Below are 21,475 nucleotides of genomic sequence, written 5' to 3'. Positions count from 1 at the left end.
GGACCGGACAACGGGCGAGGTGCACTGACCGGTGCCGGAGGACCCCCGGATCCCGCGCGAGTACATCGCGGACAACCGGAGGGTGAGCTTCGACCGGACTTTCGTCGGCGGCATCGACTCGGCGCACAGCCTGCTCGACTTCGCGCGCTACGGCCGCGGACTGCTGCCCGGGTCGCCGGGCGCGGGGCACACCCGCGAGGAGGAGCCGAGGGTCCGCCTGGTCGAGGAACCGGTGGTCGGCATCCCCTTCGCCTCCGTGGACGAGCTGACCGGGGTCGACGATCTGATGACGGAGGTCGGACGGCGCAGCCGGGCCCATCCGGACACCACCTCCGCCGCCTTCGGCGAGTGGCTGGGTGGCACGGGCACGGCACGGCCCGGCTCCTGCGGGGTGCTGGTCCTCGCCCACGGCGAGCTGGTCGAGGTGCCGGCCGGGGTGGACTTCGGCGAGGACAACGCGCTCACCCCGCGCCCTGCGGCTGATGCTCGCCACCCAGACCCGCGTCTGACGGAACCGGCCCGGCGGGGCCGGGGAGCCGCTGTACGGCCGATTGAGACGTTCAGCGTCTTGAATCCGAGGAAACCGGATATTGGACCGAATCAGTCGAGGGTGCGAGGGTCGTGTCGGACCCTTGTCTCCCGCTCCCCGGAAAGGCCCCGCCGTGCCCGACCCTCTCGACGTCGTGATCTGCGAACCCCTGCGCACCCCGATCGGCCGCTTCGGCGGGGTGTTCGCCGGGCAGAAGCCGGCCGCCCTCGCCGCCCGTGTGATCGGCGAGGTCGTCGCCCGTACCGGCATCGACCCCGACCGGGTGGACGAGGTGATCCTCGGCCACTCCTACCCGTCGGCCGAGGCCCCGGCCATCGGCCGGGTCGCCGCGCTGGACGCCGGACTCCCGCAGACGGTCACCGGGTCCCAGACCGACCGCCGCTGCGGTTCCGGGCTCCAGGCGGTCCTGGACGCCGCGATGCAGATCCGGGCCGGATTCAGCGAGGTCGTGATCGCCGGCGGCGTCGACGTGATGAGCGCGGCCCCCTACTACACGCACGAGGGCCGCTGGGGCATCAAGGGCCCCGGCCTCCAGCTCCACGACGCGCTCGCCCGCGGCCGGGTCACCGCGGGCGGCGTGAACCACCCGGTCCCCGGCGGCATGATCGAGACCGCCGAGAACCTGCGCCGCGCGTACGGGATCAGCCGCGCCGACCAGGACGCCCTGGCCCTGCGCTCGCAGCGGCGCGCCGGACGGGCGGCGGCCGAGGGACGGTACGCGGCCGAGACCGTCCCCGTCACGGTGACGGGCCGCAAGGGCGACACCGTCGTCACCGCCGACGAGCACCCCCGCCCCGACACCACCGCCGAACAGCTCGCCGCGCTCCGACCGGTCATGGCCAGGTCGGACCCGGACGCCACGGTCACCGCGGGCAACGCCAGCGGGCAGAACGACGCGGCCGCCGCCTGCCTCGTCACCAGCGCCGCCACCGCCGAACGCCTCGGCCTGATCCCGCTGGTGCGCCTCGTCTCCTTCGCCCGCGCCGGGGTCCCCGCCGCCACGATGGGCATCGGTCCGGTCCCGGCCACCCGCGCCGCCCTCGACCGCGCCGGGCTCACCCTCGCCGACCTCGACCTGATCGAGCTGAACGAGGCCTTCGCCGCCCAGGTCCTCGCCTGCACCCGGGAGCTGGGCCTCGGCGAGAAGGACCACGAGGAGCGGATCAACGTCAACGGCTCCGGTGTCTCCCTCGGCCACCCCGTCGGCGCCACCGGCGCCCGCATCCTCGCCACCCTCACCCGCGAACTGCACCGCCGCGAGGCGCGCTACGGCCTGGAGACCATGTGCATCGGCGGCGGCCAGGGCCTGGCGGCGGTCTTCGAACGCATCGCGGTCTGAGAGCCGGTCCGTACGGGTACAGGGGCGGCCGCCCGGCCGCCCCTGCCCGCGAGCGTTCCTACCGTTCGACGGCGACCGGTGCGTCCGCCGTCCGGTCCACCGCCCGCCCCGCCGCGAGGTGGTCGTCCTCGGCGGACGGGTCCGCGAGCCGGTGCAGCCGGGCCGGCACGTCGAAGCCGACCAGCACCACCACGATCACGGTGCCCGCGAAGGTCAGCACGGCCAGCGCCTGCCCGAGGTCCATCCCGGACGCCAGATGTGCCCCGAGGACCGGGGCGACGGCCCCGCCGAGCGCGCCCACGTTGTAGGTGAAGCCGAGCGCCGCGCCCCGGCTCCGGGTGGGGAAGTGGCCGCCGATCCAGCGGGGGAGCAGTCCGGAGATCCCGAAGCTCGTCGCCTGGAGCAGGAAGAGCAGGACGCCGAGGACCATCAGGTTGTCGCGCACCGCGAAGACCGGGTAGACGAAGGCGAGCGAGGCCAGCAGCGTCAGCGCGTACGCCTTCTTCGTACCGATGCGGTCGCCGAGGAAACCGGCCGCCCAGCAGCCCACCATGGTCCCGAAGCCCGCGAAGTACAGGACGTCGGTGACCTGGTCGGTGGTGTAGCCCAGCTCCGTCTTCAGATACGTCGGCAGCAGGGCCTGGATCGGCCAGGAGTACAGGAACGCGAAGAACAGCGTCACGATCATCGACAGGTACAGCACCCAGCCGCGCCGACCGCCCAGCTGTACGGCGAGCGCGGCGAGCGCGAGTCCGGCGGCCATCGACAGCACCGGCACCAGGCCTGCGCCACCCGGGGTGAAGACCAGGAACAGCGACACGGTGGCGACCGCGACCAGGACCGTGTTGACGGTCGCCCGGCGCGGGGTGCGGAACAGCGGCCTGAGCGGACGGGGCCGCTCGCCCTTCTCCGCCACGGACTCGGTCCACTCCTCGGCCTCCGGCAGCGCCCGCCGCATCCACAGGGCGACCGCGATCGGGATCAGCCCGAGGTAGAACATCCAGCGCCAGCCGAGCGAGGGCACCACCCAGTCGTAGACCTGGGCCGCGAGCACCGAGCCCACCGAGAAGCCGGAGATCAGGAAGCCGCTGGCCCGGTTGCGCAGGGCGGCGGGCCAGCTCTCCATGACGTACGTGGAACTGGCGCTGTACTCCCCGGCCATGCCCATCCCGATGGCCAGCCGGGCCGCGAAGAGGCTGTGGTAGTTCCATGCGAAGCCGCAGGCGAAGGTGCCCAGCGAGTACAGCAGGATGCTGAGCACCATGGAGACCTTGCGGCCGTAGCGGTCGCCCAGCGCGCCGAGCACGGCACCGCCCAGCCAGCGGGTGATGAACGCGCCGGAGACCAGACTGGCCGCCTGCACCGTGCTCAGGCCGAAGTCGTCGCTGATCTCGGTCAGTACGAGGGTGATCAGCACGAAGTCGAAGCCGTCGAGGACATAGCCGATCCAGGCGGCGAAGAACGACTTCCACTGGGTGCGGCTCACCTGGCGGTACCAGGGGAGCGTGGGGGGTGTGGTGTGCACGGTGTCTCCAGGATGCGGGACGGCGTTCGCCCTTGAACAGCCGTCCCGCGGGGTGGGGATCGTCAGGGCCGGGTGATTTCCGCGACAAAACGCGCGGTCAGGGCCGTGGGAGCGGTGATGGCGGTGCCGACGACGACGCTGTGCGCGCCGAGCTCCAGCGCCTTCGCCGCCTCCTCGGGGGTGTTGATCCGGCCCTCGGCGACGACGGGGACGTCGATCGCGGCGGACAGCTCCGCGACCAGGGCGAGATCCGGACCGGTCTGCTTCGGCTGTCCCGGTACGTAGCCGGACAGCGTCGTGGAGACGAAGTCCGCGCCCAGCGCGGCGGCGGTGACGCCCTCGGCGAGCGTGGACACGTCCGCCATGACGAGCGCGCCTGCGGCGTGGACCGCCTCGACCAGTTCGGCGAAGGACGAGCCGTCGGGGCGCGGCCGGTCGGTGGCGTCGGCGGCGACGACGGCCGCCCCCGCCCCGGCCACGGCCAGGGCGTGCCGGACGGTCGGGGTGATGTAGACCCCGGTGTCGCCGTCCTTCCACAGCCCGATCACGGGCAGGTCCACGGCGGCGGTGACCGCCGCCACGACCTCGGGCTCGTTGGCCCGGATCGCCGCGCCGCCCCCGGCCGCCGCCGCGCGGGCGAGCCGGACCAGCGTGGACGTCTCGCGCATCGGATCGCCCGGAGGTGCCTGGCAGGACACGATCAGCCTGCCCCTCAGGGCGGTGGCCAGGTCGCGCGCGGTCGGCGGAGTGCGGGTCATCGGAGTGCTCCCGGACGGTGGAGGGGAAGGGTGGTGGTGAGGGCGGCGGCGCCGAGCACGGCCGCGTCGTGGCCGAAGGCCGGTGCCCGGGGGACGAGGCCGCGCAGCGGGGGCATCAGCTCCGCCGCGAAGGCGTCCCGGAGGGCGTTCTCGTACAGCGGCCCGATCCGGGGGACCCCGCCGCCGACGACGACCCGGTCCGGGCCGAGCGCGTTGGCGAGGCCGCCGAGGACACGGCCGGCCGCCGCCGCGCCGGTGGTGATCGCGGTGACGGCGTGGGCGTCGCCCCGCGCGGCGCGCGCGGCGACGGTCTCCAGCCGGTCCACGGGGGCGCCGGTCAGCCGTGCGTAATGGGCGGCGATGCCCGGTCCGGAGGCGATGACCTCCAGATGGCCGCCGGCCCCGCAGGTGCAGGGCAGTCCGGCGGCCTCCGGGCTCGGCACATGGCCCAGGTGCCCGGCGATACCGGCCGTGCCGTGCAGCATCCGGCCGTCCACGGCGACGGCGCCGCCGACCCCGGTGCCGATCGCGGCGAAGAGCAGCGAACCGTGCCCCTCGCCCTCCGCCCGGAGCGCGGCCAGCTCCGGACCGGCGGTGGCGCGCACGTCGTTGTCGCAGGCCACCGGGTATCCGGTGCGGTTCGCCAGGCCGGTGCCCAGCGGCGTACCGGCCCAGCCGCCGATGGAGTCGGTGGCGCTGGTGACCATGCCGGTACGGGGGTCGATCACCCCGGCCGCCGCGACGCCGAGGGCGGCGGCGATGTGCTCCGGGTCGACCTCGGTGGCCGCGGCGGCGAGCGCGTCGAGCACCGCCGCCGCGCCCTCCCGGGCCGGGGTGGGCCTGCTGTGGCGGGCCAGCACCGTGCCGTCCGCGCCGAGGAGCGCCGCGGCGATCTTGGTTCCGCCCAGATCGAGCCCGACGACGGGGCGCCCGGCCGCGGTCCGCGCTGCGGCGGTCATCGGACCGGCGGCAGGCCGGCGCCGCGCAGCCGCCCGGACACCAGCGCGACGGACTCGGCCGAGAGCGGGATCTGCGGGAACACGGTGTCGCCGCACTCGATCACGCCCAGCAGCTGGAGGGCCGCCTTGAACGCGCCGAGCGCCGAGGAGCTGCGGCCCATGTCCGCCTCGGGGCCCGCGTCGACCATGGCGAACAGCTCGACCAGCCGCTCCTGCTCCTTGGCGGCGAGCGTCCAGTCGCCGCCCCGGGCGGCCTCGTACAGCCGGACGTACCCGGCCGGGTCCACATTGCCGAGGCCCGGGACGACACCGTCGACGCCGGCCAGCAGGGCCGCGTCCACGGTCAGTTCGGAGCCGGTGAGGATGCCGAAGCCGGGGGCCGGGCCGTCCGCGCGGCCCTCGCGGCCGCCCAGTTCCACGACGAGCCGGCGCAGCCCGCCCTCGTCGCCGCTGCTGTCCTTGAGACCGGCGAGCGTGCCGTCCTCGGCCAGTTCGCGGACCAGGGCAAAGGAGAGCTTGCTGTGCACGGCCACCGGGATGTCGTACGCGAACAGCGGCAGGTCCACCTCGGCGCGCAGCCGGCGGAAGTGGCCGGCGATCTCGCGGGTGTGGGTGCGGGTGTAGAAGGGGGCCGTCGCAACGAGGGCGTCGGCGCCGAGCGCGGCGGCGGTGCGGGCGTGCTCGACGACCCGGGGCGTGGTGGTGTCGATGACGCCGGCCAGGACCGGGACGCGGCCGTCGGTCGCGTTGACGACGGTCTCCAGGACCGTGCCGCGCTGTTCGTCGGTGAGGTAGGCGACCTCGCTGGTGGAGCCGAGCGCGAAGAGCCCGTGCACGCCCCCGCTCACAAGGTGTTCGACGAGCCGGGCGAGGGAGGCGGTGTCGACCTCCCCCCGGTGATCGAGCGGGGTGCAGACCGGCGGGACGACGCCGCGCAGCGGTGCGGTCAGAGGCATGGTGAGGGGCTCCAGCTGATCGGGACAGCGATCCGCGGCCTGAGCGGCTACTCGGATCGAGACATGAGACGTAAGATGTCCTATGTCTGGCTCACCTTAAACAGATGCTCCTGTGAACGGTCAAGGGGCAACGGCATCCCGGGAGGACGTTGTGGCGCGGCCCACCATGGCGCAGGACATCGAGCGCAGGCTCAAGGAGCTGATCCTGGAACGGCGGCTCGCCCCGGGCGACATGCTGCCCACCGAGGGCGAGCTGATGGAACTGTTCGACGTGGGCCGGGTCTCGGTGCGCGAGGCCCTGAAGTCCCTCCAGGCGGTGAACGTCGTCGAGATCCGGCGGGGCTACGGCACCTTCGTCGGCTCGCTCTCCCTGTCCCCCTTCGTCGAGGGGCTGGCCTTCCGGGCCGCCGTGCGCCACCGCCTCGGCGAGCCGGGGCTGGCCGAGCTGATGAAGGTGCGCGAGGCGCTGGAGGCGGGGCTGGTCGGGGCCGTGGCCGCCGGCGTCCCCGACGAGGACCTGGCGGTGCTGCGGGGACTGGTCGCCGCGATGGAACGGGAGGCGGCCGGCGGCCGGGTGGCCCGCGCCACCGACCGGGCCTTCCATCTCGCGCTCTACGCCGCCCTGGACAACCACCTGCTCAGCGAGGTGCTCGACGCCTTCTGGGCTGCCATGGACCGGGTCCGCGAGGACTTCGACGACGGCCACCAGGACCCGGCGGTCACCTGTGCCCAGCACCGCGAGATCGTCGAGGCCGTCGCGGCCGCCGACGGCGAACGCGCGGTCCGGGCCATGCGCACCCACTTCGACGGCATCCGCGCCCGCCTGGAACCGGCGCCCGTCTCCTAGCGGGGACCGCTCGGCCTTGTGCCGGCCCGGGTCGCTCGAGCCTGTCGGGATGACGGCTTCCTGTCGCCCTGGTGGGGGCTTGCCCGGGCGGGGCGTGCCGGGTTCCCGCCGGCCCCGGCCGTCGAGCCCGCCGGATCGCGCCCGGCATACCGCCGACCCCGGTGCGGGGCTCAGTCGGCCGGGGCCCGCTCAGCCTTCCGCCGCCCCCGTGATCGCGGTGACCGCCATCCGGACCGCCCGGTCCGTCACCGCCGGGGCGTCGTCGCCGTTCTCGATCGCGGTGGTGGCCGCGTTGACGATGCCCTGGAGCAGCAGCGCCGTGCGCCGGGGGTCCTGTTCTCCCAGCTCGGTGAGCGCCCCGATCAACGGGGTCAGCAGCTCGCGGTGGACCCGCGCCGCGCTCTCCCGTACCAGCGCCGCGTCCTTGACCCGGGCCAGCGCCCCGGCGATCCGGTGCTCCCCGCCTCGCACCAGTTCCAGCTGCGAGGAGACATAGGCGGCGATCTTCTCCTCGGGCGTCCCGGCCGCCGCCATGCCGGCCCGGATGGCGTCCGTCCAGCGCGGCATCGCGTCCTCGACGACGGCGGCCAGCAGCTCGGGGCGGCCGGGGAAGTACTTGTACACGCTGTTGCGGGCCAGGCCCGTGGCCCTGGCGACCGAGGCGAACGTCACCGCCTCGGCGTCGCCGCCCTCCAGCAGCTCGCGCGCGGCCCGCACCAGCGCCAGCCGCTGCTGGGCGTGGTGCTCGGCGACGGTCGCGGCGCTGATCCTGGGCACCGGCCCAGTTTAGGGCGTGACGTACGGGCGGGGCCGGGCCCGCCCCGGCCCCCGGACGTCTCACCCCACCCCACTTGGGGACGCCGTGTCCCCATCATCTATGTTGGCGACACACCGTCCCTAACATCGATCCACCGAAGGGAACCGCCGTGTTCCTCGCACTGCTGGAGCTGCGTGCCGCCCGGGGCCGCTTCCTGCTCATGGGGTCCGTCGTGGTGCTCGTCGCCGCACTCGTCGGCATCGTCTCCGGCTTCACCACCGGACTGGGCGACGACACCATCTCCGCCCTGCGGAGACTGCCCGCCGAACGGCTCGTCTTCTCCTCGGACGCCCGCTCCGACCAGTTCGCCCGCAGCCTTCTCGACGAGAAGACCGCGACCGCCTGGCGCGAGGGGTCGGGCGCCGACCTCACTCCGCTCGGCGTCTCCATCACCCGGGGCACCACGGACCGGGGCGCCGAGGTCGACATCGCCGCCTTCGGCGTCGACCCGGACTCCTTCCTCGCCCCCTCCACCGGCGAGGGCAAGGGGCTGAAGGGCGCGGGCGACGACACCCTGGTGATGTCCGCCCAGCTCGCCGACGACGGCGTGCGCGTCGGCGACACCCTCGTCATCGACCGCCTCGGCATCCGGCTGCGCGTCGTCGGCGCCACCGAACGCTCCAGCTACGGCCATGTGCCCGTCGCCTACGTGCCGCTGACGACCTGGCAGCGCATCCGCTTCAGCACCCCCGGCGCCCCCGCCGCCACGGCCGGGGCGATCCCCGCCCAGTACAGCGCCCTGGCCGTGCGCACCGCCCCCGCCGGGGCGACGGCCGACGCCCTCGACACCCGCCTCTCCACCACCACCCTCACCAAGGAGAAGGCGTACGAGGCCGCCCCCGGCTACACCGGCGAGCGCGTCACCATGAACTCGATCCAGGTCTTCCTCTACCTGATCGCCCCCCTCGTCGTCGGCGCCTTCTTCGCCGTGTGGACCGTGCAGCGGCAACCCGAACTCGCCCTGCTGCGCGCCCTGGGCGCCTCCCGCCGCCGGCTCCTCGGCCACACCCTCTTCCAGGCCGCCGTCGTCGTCGTCCTCGGCACCGCCGCCGGCGCCCTGCTCGCCGGGGCCGTCGGCCTCCTGGTCGGCGAGAAGGTGCCGTTCAGCCTGCCCGCCGGCACCCTCACCGCCACCATGTGCACCGTTGCGGCCGTCGGCCTCGCGGGCACCGTCCTGACCCTGCGCCGGGTCACCCGAGCCGACCCGCTGACCATGCTGGGAGCCAACCGATGAGCCTCGAACTGAGCGGCGTCACCGTCGCGTTCGGCACCGACGACGCCCGTACCACCGTCCTCGACCAGCTCGACGTCACCTTCGAACCGGGCAGGATGACCGCGCTCGTCGGTCCGTCCGGCTCGGGCAAGTCCACCCTCCTGGCCGTCGCGGGAGCGATGCTGCGGCCCGGCGCCGGCACGGTCCTGCTCGACGGCGAGGACCTGGCCGCGCTCTCCGACGCCCGGCGCGCCCAGGCCCGCCGGGAACGGATCGGTTACATGTTCCAGAGCGGCAACCTCCTCTCCGGGCTGAGCTGCGTCGACCAACTGCTCGCCGTCGTCTCGCTCACCGGCGCCCGCACCCGGGCCCACCGCTCCCGAGCCGAGGAGGCGCTGACCCGGGTCGGCCTCGGCCACCGGCTGCGCCACCGCCCGGACCAGCTCTCGGGCGGCGAACGCCAGCGCACCGCCCTGGCCAGGGCGCTCTTCCTCTCGCCCCGGCTGCTGCTGATCGACGAGCCGACAGCGGCCGTCGACCGCTCGCAGGCCGGGGACCTCGCCGCGCTCCTCGCCGAGCGCACCCATCAGGACGACTGCGTGACCGTCGTCGCCACCCACGACCCGGCCGTGGCGGACACCGCCGACCGGGTCGTGGACATGACCGCCCTGACGGCAGCGGCCCCGGCCGGCTGACCGGTGCCGTCGCGACGGATCCGTATCGTCGCGACGGCACGGTCACGTAGCGACGGTCGCGCCGCGACGGATCGGTCGCGGCGTGACGGCCGCGCCACGACGAAACGGGTGCGTCGCGACGGTCACGCCGCGACGGCACCGTTGCGTCGTGACGATCACGCTACGACGCAACGGTCGCGGTGCGACGGTAGGCCACGACGGTACGGGTGCGTCGCGACGGTCGCACCACGACGGCACCGTTGCGTCGTGACGATCACGCTACGACGCAACGGTTGCGGTGCGACGGTAGGCCGCGACGGTACGGGTGCGTCGCGACGCTCACGCCACGACGGAACGCTCACGGCGCGACGGTCACCGCCGTGCTCCCCGACGCCTGCTTGCCGTCCGCGCGGTAGGTCGCGGTCAGTACGGCGGAGCCGGAGGCCCCCGAGGGCACGGTCACCGGCACCTTGACGTTGGCACCCTCGCCCGGCCGCGTCGCCGGGAACGCCACCGTCGCGCCCGTCCAGCCGGCCGGCCCGGACAGCTGTACCGTGCCCGCGCTGCGGCGCACGTCCATCCGGTTGACCACCCGGACCGTGACGTCCGTCGTGGTCCCCGCCTTCAGTGACGCCGGCGGGGTGATCGTGATGTCGGCGCAGGTCCCTCCCAGCCACTTCAGGTCGAACGAGGCGTAGGTGATGTGCTCGTAGTTGCCCCGCTCGTACAGCAGCCCGAGCCGCCCGTCCGGCAGCCGGGTCAGGGTCGAGTACGCCGAGGCACCGGCGTCCACGACCTTCTTGATCGGCCACGACTTCCCGTTGTCGCAGGACATCTTGACCGTGAGGTTCTTGCGCGAGGTGGCCTCGGTGTTGCTGAACAGGAGCCAGGAGGACTGCGGGTTCGACACGGGTGCGTCGGGGGCGTAGCGCATGATCGAGCCGTTGTTCGCCGGGTCGGGCAGCTCGGTGTCCTGGACGAACGGGGTGTAGGTGACGCCGCCGTCGGTCGAGAGGGCGACCGTGCGGTACGGCGCGGAGCGGTTGTTGAGCATGACCGTGCCGTCGTTCAGCTCGACCGTCTTGTTCTCGTCGCCGCCGGGGCCGACCGGGGTGCCCGTCCGCCACGTCGCCCCGTGGTCGTCGCTGTACGCGCTGACCGCGTAGTTGGCGCCGTTGTTCCGGATCGCGTACTGCTGGATCAGCCGGCCCTTGTGGGGCCCGTTGCGCAGTTGGATGCCCTCCCCGGACGCGGCGAACATGCCGCCCCAGGCCGGGTTCTTGATCTGCTTCGTGATCCGGCGGTGGGTCCAGGTCAGTCCGTCGTCGTCGGAGTAGCTGTAGTCCGCCTGGAGGACGTTCGGGTCGGACTCGTCGGTGCCGGTGGCCGAGCCGAAGAAGCCCTGGTTGACCCCGGCCGCGTAGAACAGGAAGATCCGGCCGGTCTGCCGGTCGACGAGCAGGCTCGGGTCTCCGTATCCGGCGGGGGCGGCGTCCTTGCGGACCACCTGCTGCGCCTGCCAGGTCGCCCCGCCGTCCGTGCTGCGCCGCAGCACGATGCCGATGTTGGACGGCAGGTCGCCGAGGGTGGGGCGGGCGTCGTACGCCGCCAGCACCGTGCCCTTGACCGAGGTGGTCAGGGCCGGGATGCGGTAGTGCGGGGAGCCGACCCCGTCGACGGTCAGGTCCTGGGAGGTGAGCGTGCCGGGGGTGGCGGCCGCGGCCTGGCCGGTGACGGCCGTGGCGGCCACCAGCAGGGCGGCGCCGAGCAGGGCGGTGGGAACGGTTCGCTGCATGGACGGTCTCTCTTCTCGGAAGGGGTGGTGCTTCTCGGAAGGGGGGCTCGCGGGGGAGTGCGTACGGCGCCCGGGGGTTACGGGACGCGCAGCGAGCACACCGCGCTGCCCGCGTCAAAGATCCGCAGGTCCTTGATCATCTTGAGGGCCATGCGGTGGTGGCCCCGCTCATTGGGGTGCAGCCCGTCACTGAGCAGGGAGAGGGGTACCTGGCCGCCGTCGCCGGTCAGCCAGTCGTGGTAGTGGTCGACGAAGACCGCCTTCTCATGGGCCGCGACCCCGCCCATGATCTCCGCGTACCGCGAGAGCCCCACCCGCCCCGGCCACCTCGCCGGATCGACCGGATTGGGGGACTGGAGCACCGGGACCGGGGAGCCCGGCAGCGCGCGCACCGCACGCACCAGCGAGACCAGGTTGGCCCGGTACACCTCGGGGCCGAGCCCGGCCGTCGCGATGTCGTTCGTCCCGATCATGATCGGGACGACCTGCGGCGAGAAGGCGGTGACGCGCTGGGCGAACTGCGCGAGGAGTTCCGCGCTGGTCGCGCCGCTCACCCCGGAGTCGATGACGAAGTCCCGGTTCTTCGGCTTGCCCAGTTCCCAGCGGACCCGCTCCGTCCAGTGCTCGGGATAGCTGCGCCAGCCGTGGGTGTGCAGCGCGCCGTGCGTGATGCTGTCGCCGGTGACGACCCAGGTGGCCGGGGTGTCGCCGTTGAGGACGAGGGAGATCCGGCCCAGGTCGGCGAGGTCCGGCTCCGGGCACTGTGCGACCAGTTCGCTCTCGCTCAGCACCCGGTCCCAGACGGCGGCCCGTTCGACGGTGCCGGTGAAGAACCACTCGCCGCCGGGGTGGTCGCTGTCGGTGTTGCGGCCGAGCGACAGCGAGCCGAGCCCGGAGACGTGGCCGAAGAAGGGGTGTGCGGTGGTTTCGAGGACCGTACGGCCTCCGGCGTGCAGCCGGGTGCCCGAGGGGCCGACGGTCACGGCCACGGTGTGGCTCCGCCCGTCGTCGTAACATGTCCTGGTCATGACATTCACGAGCACGGCCCCCTTCTCCCGTACGGAGAACTGCAGGGCGCCGCCGCTCAGGTTCAGCGTGAGGTTCGAGGAGGGGGCGGTCGGGTCCGAGGCGCTGAACAGCGCCATCGCCTGGTTGTGGCTGGTGGTGCGGAAGGTGACGACGATGGTGCCCGTGGTGAGCGGGGCGAGTACGCCGACCTGGTTCGACAGGTCGGCGTACTCGGTGCCGTCCAGGTCCACGGGGGTGTCGTGGTCCAGGACGGGGCCGCGCCCCGCGGCGAGGGCGCGACCGCCGAGCTGGCTGCCCAGGGCCGCCGCGCCGGCGGCGAGAAGCATGGATCGTCTGCGCACGGAAGGTGCCTCCGGTCAGGAGTGGCCGGCCTGCCCCGATGACAGGCCTGCGAACAGGGAACGCACCCAGGCCAGTTGTTCCCGCTGCTGGTACTCCGCTCCGCCCTCGTGCCCGTTGAACGCGTAGACCCGGACGTCCTTGGGTCCGGCGTAGCCGTTGTACGCGGCGAAGCACGTGGACGGCGGGCAGATCTCGTCCATCATCGCGACGGAGAACAGGGCGGGGGCGGTGGCCCGGGTGGCGTGCAGGGCCGCGTCGAAGTACGCGAGCGTCCCGAGGACGGACTCGGCGCGGTCCCGGTGGAGCCTGAGGTACTCGGCGATCTCGGTGAACGGCGGGCGGCCCGCGATCTCCGCCCCGCGCCGGATGTCGCACAGGAACGGCACGTCCGGCATCACCCCGGCCAGCCCCGGTACGAGGCCCGCGACGGCCAGGGCGATGCCGCCGCCCTGGCTGATCCCGGTCACCACGATCCGGTCCGGGTCGATCTCCGGCCGGTCGCGTACCGCGTCCACGCAGCGCACCGCGTCGGTGAACAGCCGGCGGTAGTAGTACGTTTCCGGGCTCTCGATGCCCCGGGTGAGGAAACCCGGAACGGACCCGGGTGTGCCCTCGTGCGGATCGGCGGTGTCGCCCCCGGCGGAGGACCAGCCCTGCCCGCGGGTGTCCATGAGCAGGTGCGCGTGCCCGGCCGCGGCCCAGAGCAGGTTCTCGTGGGCCAGGCCCCGGCCGCGCCCGTACCCCAGGAACTCCACGACGCAGCCGAGCGGTTCGCTCGCCCCGGCCGGCAGCCGGAGCCAGCCGCGGACCGGCTGCCCGTCGAAGCCGGGCAGGGTCACGTCGTACGTACGGACCTGGGTGAGCCCGGTGTCGACCTCGGTGAACCGTGCCTTCGCGGCCGGGTGGGCGCGGGCCTCGCCGAGGGTCCTCGACCAGAAGGCGTCGAAGTCGGCGGGGACCGGCAGATCGGGCCGGCGGGCGAGACAGTCCGCGAGCGAGAGGTCGGTCAACGGCATGGGTGCCCTCCTGGGGCGGTGGTGCGGGTCTGTGAGAGATCGCCGATTCATCAGACGGATGACGTCAGATGTCCTGTCGGCACACGGACCCTAGGCATCCCCGCACGGGGGCGTCAAGGGTCCGGCGGGACGGCGTCCGCCCGCTCGGGAGGGTGCGGGCCGACCGTCAGCGGCGGGCGCGGGCTTCGGAGATCCGGCGCCTGACCGGGGCGTAGTGCTCGCCGAGCGCCTTGACGAAACCGGCGATGTCACCGGCGCGGGCGGCGTTCACGATGTTCTGGTGGGCGGTGATCGTCTCGGTCTCGTCGGCGTGCGTGAAGCCGTCCAGATGCGGTGCGACGATCGCGTAGACGTCCCAGAACGCCATCGAGAGCTGGCCGATGAGGTCGTTGCCGAGCGGTGCGACGAGCAGGGCGTGGAAGGCCCGGTCGGCGTCGACGAAGCCGTGCCCCTCCTGGGCGCCGGTCGCGCGCATGGTGGCCACGAGCGCGTCCAGGCTGTCGAGCTGCTCGGGGGTGAGCAGCGAGACGATCCGGTCGGCCATGCCGCGCTCGAAGAGTTCGCGCACGTCCACCAGGTCGGCCATCACCTGGAAGTCGTCGTCGGGGGAGAGCAGGCCGCGGAAGGTCAGGCTCTCCACCAGCGCGGACAGGCTGAGCCGGCCCACGTAGGTGCCGTGACCGTGCCGGACCTCCACGATGTCCAGCGCGTTGAGGATCTTCACGGCCTCGCGGACGCTGGAACGGCTGGCACCCAGCGCCTCGCACAGGGCGGGCTCGGTGGGCAGCGGGTCCCCGGGGCGCAGCCGCTCCTCCAGGATGTACCGCTTGATGCCGTCGACGACTTCCTGCCGGAGCAGCTGCCGGCCGGACCTCGTACCGGACATATGTGAACTCCCCACCTCTTGACCCCTCTCGATTGTCAAGCTACGTTCCCACGCTATCAAGGCATCAGACATCTGACGTCTGATGCTCTGCGCTCCGCGGTCGTTCCGCGGACCCCGCGGAACCCCCCGTTCCGACCCATCTCGCCCCACCTCACGTCCCTGGAGGACCCGTGCCCGAGCTGAGAGCAGCCGGTGTCGAGCGCCGCACCTTCCTTCGTTACACCGGCGCCATCGGTGCCGCGGCCGCCATCACGGCGGGCCTGTCCGCCTGCGGCGGACCGTCCTCGACCACCGACGGCTCGGCGGGCAAGGGCAGCGGCACCGACCTCATCGAGGCCGGCCTGTCCTACGCGCTGTCGACCGGATTCGACCCGATGATCACCTCGGGCGCGACCCCGTACGCCGCCAATATGCACATCTTCGAGGGCCTGGTGGATCTCGATCCGGCAACACTCGTGGCCCGCCCCGCGCTCGCCACCGAGATGCCGAAGAAGATCAACGCCACCACCTACCGCGCCACTCTCCGCAAGGGCGCCACGTTCCACGACGGCTCGCCGGTCACCGCCGACGACGTGGTCTTCAGCTTCGAGCGCATCCTGGACCCGAAGAACGCCTCGCTGATGGCGCAGTTCGTGCCCTTCATCGACACCGTCGCGGCCGTCGACGCCGGCACGGTGGAGTTCAAGCTGAAGTACCCCTTCGCGCTCTTCCCGTCCCGGATCGCCGTGGCCCGGATCGTGCCGAAGAAGGTCGTCGAGGCCGACGTCAAGGGCTTCGACGCCAAGCCCGTCGGCTCGGGCCCGTACAAGTTCGTCTCCGCCACCCGCGAGGACAAGATCGTCTTCGAGAAGTTCGACGCCTACAACGGGCCCCACCCGGCCAAGGCCAAGAAGATGATCTGGCGCCTCATATCCGACCCGTCGGCCCGTGTCAGCGCCATGCGCTCCGGCCGCGTCCAGGCCATCGAGGACGTCCCGTACATCGACGTGGCCGGGCTCTCGGGCAGCGCCAGGACCGAGTCCGTGCAGTCCTTCGGCCTGCTCTTCCTGATGTTCAACACCGCCGACAAGCGGTTCGCCGACAAGCGGGTCCGCCAGGCCCTGCACTACGCGCTGGACACCGAGAAGATCATCAAGACCGCCATGGTCGGCAACGCGGCCGCCGCCACCGGCTACGTCCCCGCCACCCACCCCGACTACCACAAGGCCGCCACCGTCTACACCCACGACGTGGCCAAGGCCAAGCAGCTCCTCGCCGAAGCCGGCGTCAAGAACCTCAAGTTCACCGTCCTGACCGCCGACACCGGCTGGGTCAAGGACATCGCCCCGCTCATCAAGGAGAGCTGGGCGGCGGCCGGCATCGACGCCACCCTCAACATCGCCCAGTCCGCGGCCCAGTACGCCAAGGTCGACAACGGCGACTTCGAGGTCCTCGTCGCCCCCGGCGACCCCTCCGTCTTCGGCAACGACGTCGACCTGCTGATGCGCTGGTTCTACTACGGCTTCTGGCCCGAGAAGCGCTACGCCTGGTCGAAGACCCCCGCCTACAAGCAGGTCAAGAAGCTCCTCGACCAGGCCGCCGCGGCCGCCGACGAGGCCACCCGCAAGCAGCTCTGGGGGCAGATCACCGACCTCGTCGCCGACGAGGTCCCGCTCTACCCGATCCTCCACCGCAAGCTGCCCACCGCCTGGAACGAGAAGTCCCTCACCGGCTTCAAGCCGCTGCCCACCACCGGCCTGTCCTTCCTGGACGTCGCCCGCGCCTGACCGGCCCCGGCCCGTCCGCCCCGCCCCGGTCCGGGACACCGCCCCCCGGTGTCCCGGACCGGACACCCCGCCCAACCGCAAGGAACCCGACGATGGTTGCTTTTCTCCGGCTCGCGCTGCGCCGCGTCGCGATGATGCCGGTGATGATCCTCGGCATCGCGTTGCTCGTCTTCGTGGTGCTGCAGTTCTCGCCGGTCGACCCGGCCTTCAACGCGCTCGGGGAGAGCGCCACTCCCGAGGCACGGGAGGCGTTCGCCGAGGCCAACGGCCTCAACGACCCGCTGCCCGTCCGCTACGTCCACTTCCTCGGCCAGCTGCTCCACTTCGACCTCGGCATGACGGTCCCGCCGAGCCAGCCCGTGACCGACCGGATCGGCGCGGCCTTCCCGCTCACCCTCCAGCTCACCGTGCTCGGCCTGATCATCGCCGTCGTCCTCGCCGTCATCGGCGGCGTCGTCGGCGCGATGTACCGCGACCGCTGGCCCGACCAGCTCTTCCGGCTGCTCTCCATGGCCGGGGTGGCCGTCCCGTCGTTCTGGCTCGGCGTCCTGCTCATCCAGCAGTTCGCGCTGAACACCCAGCTCTTCCCGACCGGCGGCTACACCAACATGGCCGACTCCTTCGGCGGCTGGCTGCGCACCATGTTCCTGCCCGCCGTCTCCCTTGCCGTCCCCGTCGCCGCCTCCCTCGCCCGCCTCATCCGCACCGCGATGGTCACCGAACTCGACCGGGACTACGTCCGCACCGCCCAGGGCAACGGACTCCCCGTCCTCCTCGTCATCCGCTCGGTGCTGCGCAACGCGCTCGTCACCCCGCTCACCGTGCTCGGCGTCAAGGTCGGCTACCTGCTCAGCGGCGCCGTCGTCATCGAAGCGATCTTCGACCTGCCCGGCATGGGCAAACTCATCCTCGAAGGTGTCACCGGAGGCGACGTCGCCCTGGTCCAGGGCACCGTACTGACCATCGCCATCGCCTTCCTGGTGGTCAACGTCATCGTCGACCTGCTCTACCTGCTGGTCAACCCGCGCATCAGGACGGTGTGACATGTTCGCCACCGGCTCTCTGGCCAAGAAGCTCTCTCGTCCGGGCATCGCCTTCCGCGCCCTCCCGGTCACCTCCCGCGTCGCCCTCGGCGTCCTGGTCGTCGTCGTCCTCGGCGCCGTACTCGCCCCGCTGCTCACCCAGGACCCGCTCGCCACCGGCGACCCCGTCCAGGCCCCCGGCGGCGCCCACTGGTTCGGCACCGACCGGGCCGGCCGCGACGTGTTCGCCCGCGTCGTGCACGGCGCGCGCTACTCGCTCGTCATCGGCCTCGGCGCGACGCTCTGCGCGCTGATCGCCGGATCGCTGCTCGGCTCCCTCGCCGCCACCTCCCGCAAGCTCGGCGACGAGTCCGTCATGCGCACCCTCGACGTCGTCATGTCCTTCCCGCCGATCGCCCTCGCGGCCGTCCTGGTCGCCGTCTTCGGCACCAGCGTCCCGGTGATCATCTTCACCATCGCCTTCGTCTACACCCCCTCCCTCGCCCGCGTCGTCCGCGCCAATGTGCTCGCGCAGTACGGCGAGGACTACGTGGCCGCCGAGAAGGTCATCGGCGCCCGGCGCGGCTACATCGTCCTGCGCCACGTCGCCGTCAACTGCATGGCCCCGGTCATGGTCTTCGCCACCGTCATGGTCGCCGAGGCCATCATCTTCGAGGCCAGCCTCTCCTTCATCGGCGCCGGCGTGCAGGACCCCGACCCCAGCTGGGGCAGCGTCCTGGCCTACGGACGGCAGATCCTCCTGGCCGGCGGCTGGTGGGCCACCTTCTTCCCCGGCCTCGCCCTCCTGATCACCGTCCTCGCGCTGAACATCCTCTCCGAGGGACTCACCGACGCCTCCGCAGCGCCCCGCAGCGCCCGCGCCGTCGTCGACCCGGCCGCCACCACCGCACCCGACCCGGTCGAGGCCGCCTCCGAGACCGACGTCGACGCCGCCCTCGCCCGGCTCGCCGCCCACATCGAGGCCACCCCCTCCACCATCACCCCGGTGCGGGAGGACGCCGGTGAACTCCTCGTCGTCCGCGACCTCGCCATCCGCTTCCCCGACCGCTACGGCGACATCCCCGTCGTCGACCGGCTCGACTTCACCGTCCACGAGGGCGAGACCCTCGGCCTGGTCGGCGAGTCCGGCTGCGGCAAGTCCATTACCAGCCTCGCCGTGATGGGCCTCCTCGCCCGCAACGCCGAGGTCAGCGGCGAGATCCTCTACCGGGGCAGGGACCTGCTGAAGCTCCCGCCCAAGGAACGCCGCGCCCTGATGGGCCCCGAGATCGCGATGGTCTACCAGGACGCGCTCTCCTCCCTCAACCCCTCCGTCCTCGTCGGCACGCAGCTCAAGCAGCTGACCTCGCGCGGCGGTACGAAGACACCGGCCGAACTCCTGGAACTCGTCGGCCTCTCACCCGAACGCACCCTGCGCAGCTACCCGCACGAACTCTCCGGCGGCCAGCGCCAGCGCGTCCTCATCGCGATGGCCCTCTCCCGCAGCCCCCGCCTGCTCATCGCCGACGAACCGACCACCGCCCTCGACGTCACCGTCCAGGCCCAGGTCGTCGAACTCCTCGTGAAGCTCCGCGACGAACTCGGCTTCGCCATGGTCCTGGTCTCGCACGACCTCGCCCTGGTCGGCGACCTCTCGCACCGGGTCGCCGTGATGTACGCGGGCCGGCTCGCCGAGGTCGGCGCCACCCGGTCCGTCCTCACCGACCCCGCCCACCACTACAGCCGCGGCCTGCTCGGCTCCGTGGTCTCGCTGGAGGCCGGTGCCCAGCGACTCCACCAGATCCGCGGCATCGTCCCCGCCCCCCAGGGCTTCGGTGCCGGCTGCCGCTTCGCCGGCCGCTGCGCCGCCGCCACCGAACTCTGCCGCACCGCCGCGCCCGCGCTCACCGCGCGCGGCACCGCCGACGACCACGGCTTCGCCTGCCACCACCCGGCGGACGCCGCGAAGAAGCTGGAAGGGAGCGCCCTGTGATCAGGCTCGACGGCGTTCACGTACGCCACAAGGCACGCGGTGGCGGCCTCTTCGGCCGCACGGCCGTGCACGCCCTGACCGATGCCACCCTGGAGGTGTCCCGAGGCGAGATCGTCGGCCTGGTCGGCGAGTCCGGCTGCGGCAAATCGACGCTCGCCCGGGTCCTCACCGGACTCCAGAAGCCCACCGAGGGCGAGGTCCGCTTCCACGGCGAGGACCTGTGGACCATGCCGGGGGCCGAGCGCCGCCACGACTTCGGCTCCGCCGTCGGCGTCGTCTTCCAGGACCCCTCCACCGCACTCAACCCCCGGCTCACGGTCCGTCAGATCCTGCGTGACCCGCTCGATGTGCACCGCCGGGGCTCCCGGGCCGAGCGCGAGGCCCGGGTCGCGGAACTGCTCGACCTGGTCGGCCTGCCCGGACACACCCTGGGCGCGCTGCCCGGCCAGCTCTCCGGCGGTCAGCGCCAGCGCGTCGCCATCGCCCGCGCGCTCGCCCTGGAACCGGAGCTGATCGTCGCCGACGAACCCACCTCCGCCCTGGACGTCTCGGTGCGCGCCCAGGTCCTCAACCTCCTGGTGGACCTGCGCGACCGGCTCGGCCTCGGCATGGTGTTCATCTCGCACGACATCCAGACCGTCCGCTACCTCGCCGACCGCATCGCCGTCCTCTACCTCGGCCGCATCGTCGAGGAGGGTCCCGCGGGCCGGGTGGCCGCGAGCCCCCGCCACCCGTACACCGAGGCCCTGCTCTCCGCGACGCCCAGCCTGATGGAGGCGACGGAGCGCATCGTGCTCACCGGCCCGGTGCCCTCGGCGACCAATCCGCCGCCCGGCTGCCCGTTCACCACCCGCTGCTGGAAGGCCGACGCCGACTGCTCCACCGCCTTCCCGGCCGCGACCGACGGCCCCGACGGACGCCGCTGGCACTGCGTCCACCCCCAGACCCCCACGTCCCCCTCCGGGGACCCGGCCCCCGTACCGTCCGCAAGGAGCACCGCATGACCGCCCGAACCCCCCGCTACTCGGGAGTGATCCCGCCCGTCGTCACCCCGCTCACCGCGGACGGCGCGCTCGACCGCCCCTCCCTGGAGCGGGTCGTGGGCCACCTTCTCGACGGCGGCGTCAGCGGGCTCTTCGCCCTCGGCAGCTCCGGCGAGACCGCGTATCTGACGCCCTCCCAGCAGGACGAGGTCATCGAGGTCGTCACGGCGTCCGCCGCCGGCCGGGTGCCCGTCCTCGTCGGCGCGATCGAGACCACCACCAACCGCGCGATCGAGCGTGCCCGCCGTGCCGCCGCCCTCGGCGCCGACGCCGTCGTCGCCACCGCGCCGTTCTACACCCGCACCCACGACCTGGAGATCGACCGGCACTTCCGGGACATCGCCGCCGCCGTCGACCTGCCGCTGCTCGCGTACGACGTGCCGGTCTGCGTCCACAGCAAGCTCGACCCGGAACTGCTGCTGCCGCTCGCCGCCGACGGTGTCCTCGCTGGGGTGAAGGACTCCAGCGGGGACGACGGCTCGTTCCGCCGGCTGGCCATCGGCGCCCGTGAACTGCCCGACTTCTCCGTCCTGACCGGTCACGAACTGGTGGTCGACGCGATGATGCTGGGCGGCGCCGACGGCTCGGTGCCGGGGCTCGGCAACGTCGACCCGCACGGGTACGTCCGGCTGCACGAGGCCGCGGTGCGCGGCGACTGGGCGGCGGCCGCGGCCGAGCAGGACCGCCTCGTCGCCCTGTTCGACATCATCCGAGCCGCCCGTCCCGGCACCGCGTCCGCCACGGCGGCGGGACTGGGCGCCTTCAAGACCGCGCTGATGCTCCGCGGGATCATCGCCACCAATGTGATGAGCCCGCCGATGCGGCGGCTGGACGCGGCGGAGACGCAGGCGGTGGCCGCCTGCCTGGAGCGCGCGGGCCTCGACCGCATCTGACGGGACGTCATCGCGGTACGCGGAAGGGGGCGGGCGGGACAGCGTGTGGCTG

General features: G+C 72.9%; 19 protein-coding genes. 9 read left to right on the top strand and 10 right to left on the bottom strand.

What is annotated here, in order from left to right; genetic code table 11:
- Window positions 1–147 precede the first annotated feature (147 nt).
- Entirely contained in the window at window positions 148–465 is a 318-nt protein-coding gene (locus tag ACFVDM_RS20735) for a hypothetical protein (protein ID WP_383641746.1), read from the bottom strand.
- A 197-nt stretch (window positions 466–662) separates the two neighbouring features.
- Here ACFVDM_RS20735 and ACFVDM_RS20730 point away from each other — a divergent pair, with 197 nt between their 5' ends.
- Window positions 663–1,889, top strand: a complete 1,227-nt coding sequence (locus ACFVDM_RS20730; protein WP_383641743.1) for an acetyl-CoA C-acetyltransferase — start codon at window positions 663–665, stop codon at window positions 1,887–1,889.
- A 58-nt stretch (window positions 1,890–1,947) separates the two neighbouring features.
- Here ACFVDM_RS20730 and ACFVDM_RS20725 read toward each other — a convergent pair whose 3' ends face one another.
- From ACFVDM_RS20725 to ACFVDM_RS20710, 4 genes are all read right to left on the bottom strand, one after another.
- Entirely contained in the window at window positions 1,948–3,414 is a 1,467-nt protein-coding gene (locus tag ACFVDM_RS20725) for a sialate:H+ symport family MFS transporter (RefSeq protein ID WP_383641740.1), read from the bottom strand.
- 62 nt (window positions 3,415–3,476) lie between these two features.
- Window positions 3,477–4,172, bottom strand: coding sequence for an N-acetylmannosamine-6-phosphate 2-epimerase (locus ACFVDM_RS20720; protein ID WP_383641737.1), 696 nt, complete (start codon window positions 4,170–4,172; stop codon window positions 3,477–3,479).
- On the bottom strand, window positions 4,169–5,131 hold the full coding sequence (locus ACFVDM_RS20715) for an ROK family protein (RefSeq protein WP_383641734.1): 963 nt from the start codon (window positions 5,129–5,131) through the stop codon (window positions 4,169–4,171). Before ACFVDM_RS20715 ends, ACFVDM_RS20720 begins: the two co-directional genes overlap by 4 nt.
- Window positions 5,128–6,087 carry a dihydrodipicolinate synthase family protein gene (locus tag ACFVDM_RS20710; RefSeq protein WP_383641731.1) on the bottom strand — a complete coding sequence of 320 codons (960 nt, stop codon included), beginning with the start codon at window positions 6,085–6,087 and terminating at the stop codon, window positions 5,128–5,130. Before ACFVDM_RS20710 ends, ACFVDM_RS20715 begins: the two co-directional genes overlap by 4 nt.
- A gap of 151 nt (window positions 6,088–6,238) precedes the next feature.
- Between ACFVDM_RS20710 and ACFVDM_RS20705 the strand changes: the two genes are divergently transcribed.
- Window positions 6,239–6,934: a FadR/GntR family transcriptional regulator gene (locus ACFVDM_RS20705; protein ID WP_383641728.1), complete on the top strand. Its 696-nt coding sequence runs from the start codon at window positions 6,239–6,241 to the stop codon at window positions 6,932–6,934.
- 189 nt (window positions 6,935–7,123) lie between these two features.
- On the opposite strand, the gene ACFVDM_RS20700 is transcribed toward ACFVDM_RS20705, so the two are convergent.
- Complete coding sequence (locus ACFVDM_RS20700; RefSeq protein ID WP_383641725.1) at window positions 7,124–7,711, bottom strand: TetR/AcrR family transcriptional regulator; 588 nt, start codon at window positions 7,709–7,711, stop codon at window positions 7,124–7,126.
- Window positions 7,712–7,860: 149 nt separating this feature from the next.
- On the opposite strand from ACFVDM_RS20700, the gene ACFVDM_RS20695 reads away from it, so the two are divergent.
- Window positions 7,861–8,985 carry an ABC transporter permease gene (locus tag ACFVDM_RS20695; RefSeq protein WP_383641722.1) on the top strand — a complete coding sequence of 375 codons (1,125 nt, stop codon included), beginning with the start codon at window positions 7,861–7,863 and terminating at the stop codon, window positions 8,983–8,985.
- The gene (locus tag ACFVDM_RS20690; protein WP_383641719.1) at window positions 8,982–9,659 is read left to right on the top strand and encodes an ABC transporter ATP-binding protein; all 678 of its coding nucleotides are present in this window, start codon (window positions 8,982–8,984) and stop codon (window positions 9,657–9,659) included. Before ACFVDM_RS20695 ends, ACFVDM_RS20690 begins: the two co-directional genes overlap by 4 nt.
- A gap of 337 nt (window positions 9,660–9,996) precedes the next feature.
- Here ACFVDM_RS20690 and ACFVDM_RS20685 read toward each other — a convergent pair whose 3' ends face one another.
- The 4 genes from ACFVDM_RS20685 to ACFVDM_RS20670 all read right to left on the bottom strand — a co-directional run bounded on the left by ACFVDM_RS20685 (window position 9,997) and on the right by ACFVDM_RS20670 (window position 14,706).
- On the bottom strand, window positions 9,997–11,433 hold the full coding sequence (locus tag ACFVDM_RS20685) for an exo-alpha-sialidase (protein WP_383641716.1): 1,437 nt from the start codon (window positions 11,431–11,433) through the stop codon (window positions 9,997–9,999).
- A gap of 77 nt (window positions 11,434–11,510) precedes the next feature.
- On the bottom strand, window positions 11,511–12,803 hold the full coding sequence (locus tag ACFVDM_RS20680) for a GDSL-type esterase/lipase family protein (RefSeq protein WP_383641713.1): 1,293 nt from the start codon (window positions 12,801–12,803) through the stop codon (window positions 11,511–11,513).
- A gap of 15 nt (window positions 12,804–12,818) precedes the next feature.
- Window positions 12,819–13,820 carry an acetylxylan esterase gene (locus tag ACFVDM_RS20675; protein ID WP_383641710.1) on the bottom strand — a complete coding sequence of 334 codons (1,002 nt, stop codon included), beginning with the start codon at window positions 13,818–13,820 and terminating at the stop codon, window positions 12,819–12,821.
- A 166-nt stretch (window positions 13,821–13,986) separates the two neighbouring features.
- Window positions 13,987–14,706: a FadR/GntR family transcriptional regulator gene (locus ACFVDM_RS20670; protein ID WP_383641707.1), complete on the bottom strand. Its 720-nt coding sequence runs from the start codon at window positions 14,704–14,706 to the stop codon at window positions 13,987–13,989.
- 170 nt (window positions 14,707–14,876) lie between these two features.
- Here ACFVDM_RS20670 and ACFVDM_RS20665 point away from each other — a divergent pair, with 170 nt between their 5' ends.
- From ACFVDM_RS20665 to ACFVDM_RS20645, 5 genes are all read left to right on the top strand, one after another.
- The gene (locus ACFVDM_RS20665; RefSeq protein ID WP_383641704.1) at window positions 14,877–16,472 is read left to right on the top strand and encodes an ABC transporter substrate-binding protein; all 1,596 of its coding nucleotides are present in this window, start codon (window positions 14,877–14,879) and stop codon (window positions 16,470–16,472) included.
- 92 nt (window positions 16,473–16,564) lie between these two features.
- The gene (locus tag ACFVDM_RS20660) at window positions 16,565–17,515 is read left to right on the top strand and encodes an ABC transporter permease (protein ID WP_383641701.1); all 951 of its coding nucleotides are present in this window, start codon (window positions 16,565–16,567) and stop codon (window positions 17,513–17,515) included.
- A 1-nt stretch (window position 17,516) separates the two neighbouring features.
- Window positions 17,517–19,487: a dipeptide/oligopeptide/nickel ABC transporter permease/ATP-binding protein gene (locus ACFVDM_RS20655; protein WP_383641698.1), complete on the top strand. Its 1,971-nt coding sequence runs from the start codon at window positions 17,517–17,519 to the stop codon at window positions 19,485–19,487.
- A complete protein-coding gene (locus ACFVDM_RS20650) occupies window positions 19,484–20,491 on the top strand; it encodes an ABC transporter ATP-binding protein (protein ID WP_383641695.1) in 1,008 nt (335 codons plus the stop codon). Before ACFVDM_RS20655 ends, ACFVDM_RS20650 begins: the two co-directional genes overlap by 4 nt.
- A complete protein-coding gene (locus ACFVDM_RS20645) occupies window positions 20,488–21,423 on the top strand; it encodes a dihydrodipicolinate synthase family protein (RefSeq protein WP_383641693.1) in 936 nt (311 codons plus the stop codon). Before ACFVDM_RS20650 ends, ACFVDM_RS20645 begins: the two co-directional genes overlap by 4 nt.
- The last annotated feature ends 52 nt before the right edge of the window (window positions 21,424–21,475 follow it).

The sequence above is a fragment of the Streptomyces sp. NPDC057682 genome (assembly GCF_042799575.1).
Lineage (GTDB): Bacteria > Actinomycetota > Actinomycetes > Streptomycetales > Streptomycetaceae > Streptomyces.
This window is presented reverse-complemented; position numbering and strand designations above follow the sequence as displayed.

What these genes read in the sequence shown, in the direction of transcription:
- ACFVDM_RS20675 (WP_383641710.1), bottom strand. Translation starts at nt 13,820, where the DNA reads ATGCCGTTGACCGACCTCTCGCTCGCGGACTGTCTCGCCCGCCGGCCC.
- ACFVDM_RS20690 (WP_383641719.1), top strand. Translation starts at nt 8,982, where the DNA reads ATGAGCCTCGAACTGAGCGGCGTCACCGTCGCGTTCGGCACCGACGAC.
- ACFVDM_RS20670 (WP_383641707.1), bottom strand. Translation starts at nt 14,706, where the DNA reads ATGTCCGGTACGAGGTCCGGCCGGCAGCTGCTCCGGCAGGAAGTCGTC.
- ACFVDM_RS20685 (WP_383641716.1), bottom strand. Translation starts at nt 11,433, where the DNA reads ATGCAGCGAACCGTTCCCACCGCCCTGCTCGGCGCCGCCCTGCTGGTG.
- ACFVDM_RS20715 (WP_383641734.1), bottom strand. Translation starts at nt 5,131, where the DNA reads ATGACCGCCGCAGCGCGGACCGCGGCCGGGCGCCCCGTCGTCGGGCTC.
- ACFVDM_RS20720 (WP_383641737.1), bottom strand. Translation starts at nt 4,172, where the DNA reads ATGACCCGCACTCCGCCGACCGCGCGCGACCTGGCCACCGCCCTGAGG.
- ACFVDM_RS20645 (WP_383641693.1), top strand. Translation starts at nt 20,488, where the DNA reads ATGACCGCCCGAACCCCCCGCTACTCGGGAGTGATCCCGCCCGTCGTC.
- ACFVDM_RS20660 (WP_383641701.1), top strand. Translation starts at nt 16,565, where the DNA reads ATGGTTGCTTTTCTCCGGCTCGCGCTGCGCCGCGTCGCGATGATGCCG.
- ACFVDM_RS20710 (WP_383641731.1), bottom strand. Translation starts at nt 6,087, where the DNA reads ATGCCTCTGACCGCACCGCTGCGCGGCGTCGTCCCGCCGGTCTGCACC.
- ACFVDM_RS20655 (WP_383641698.1), top strand. Translation starts at nt 17,517, where the DNA reads ATGTTCGCCACCGGCTCTCTGGCCAAGAAGCTCTCTCGTCCGGGCATC.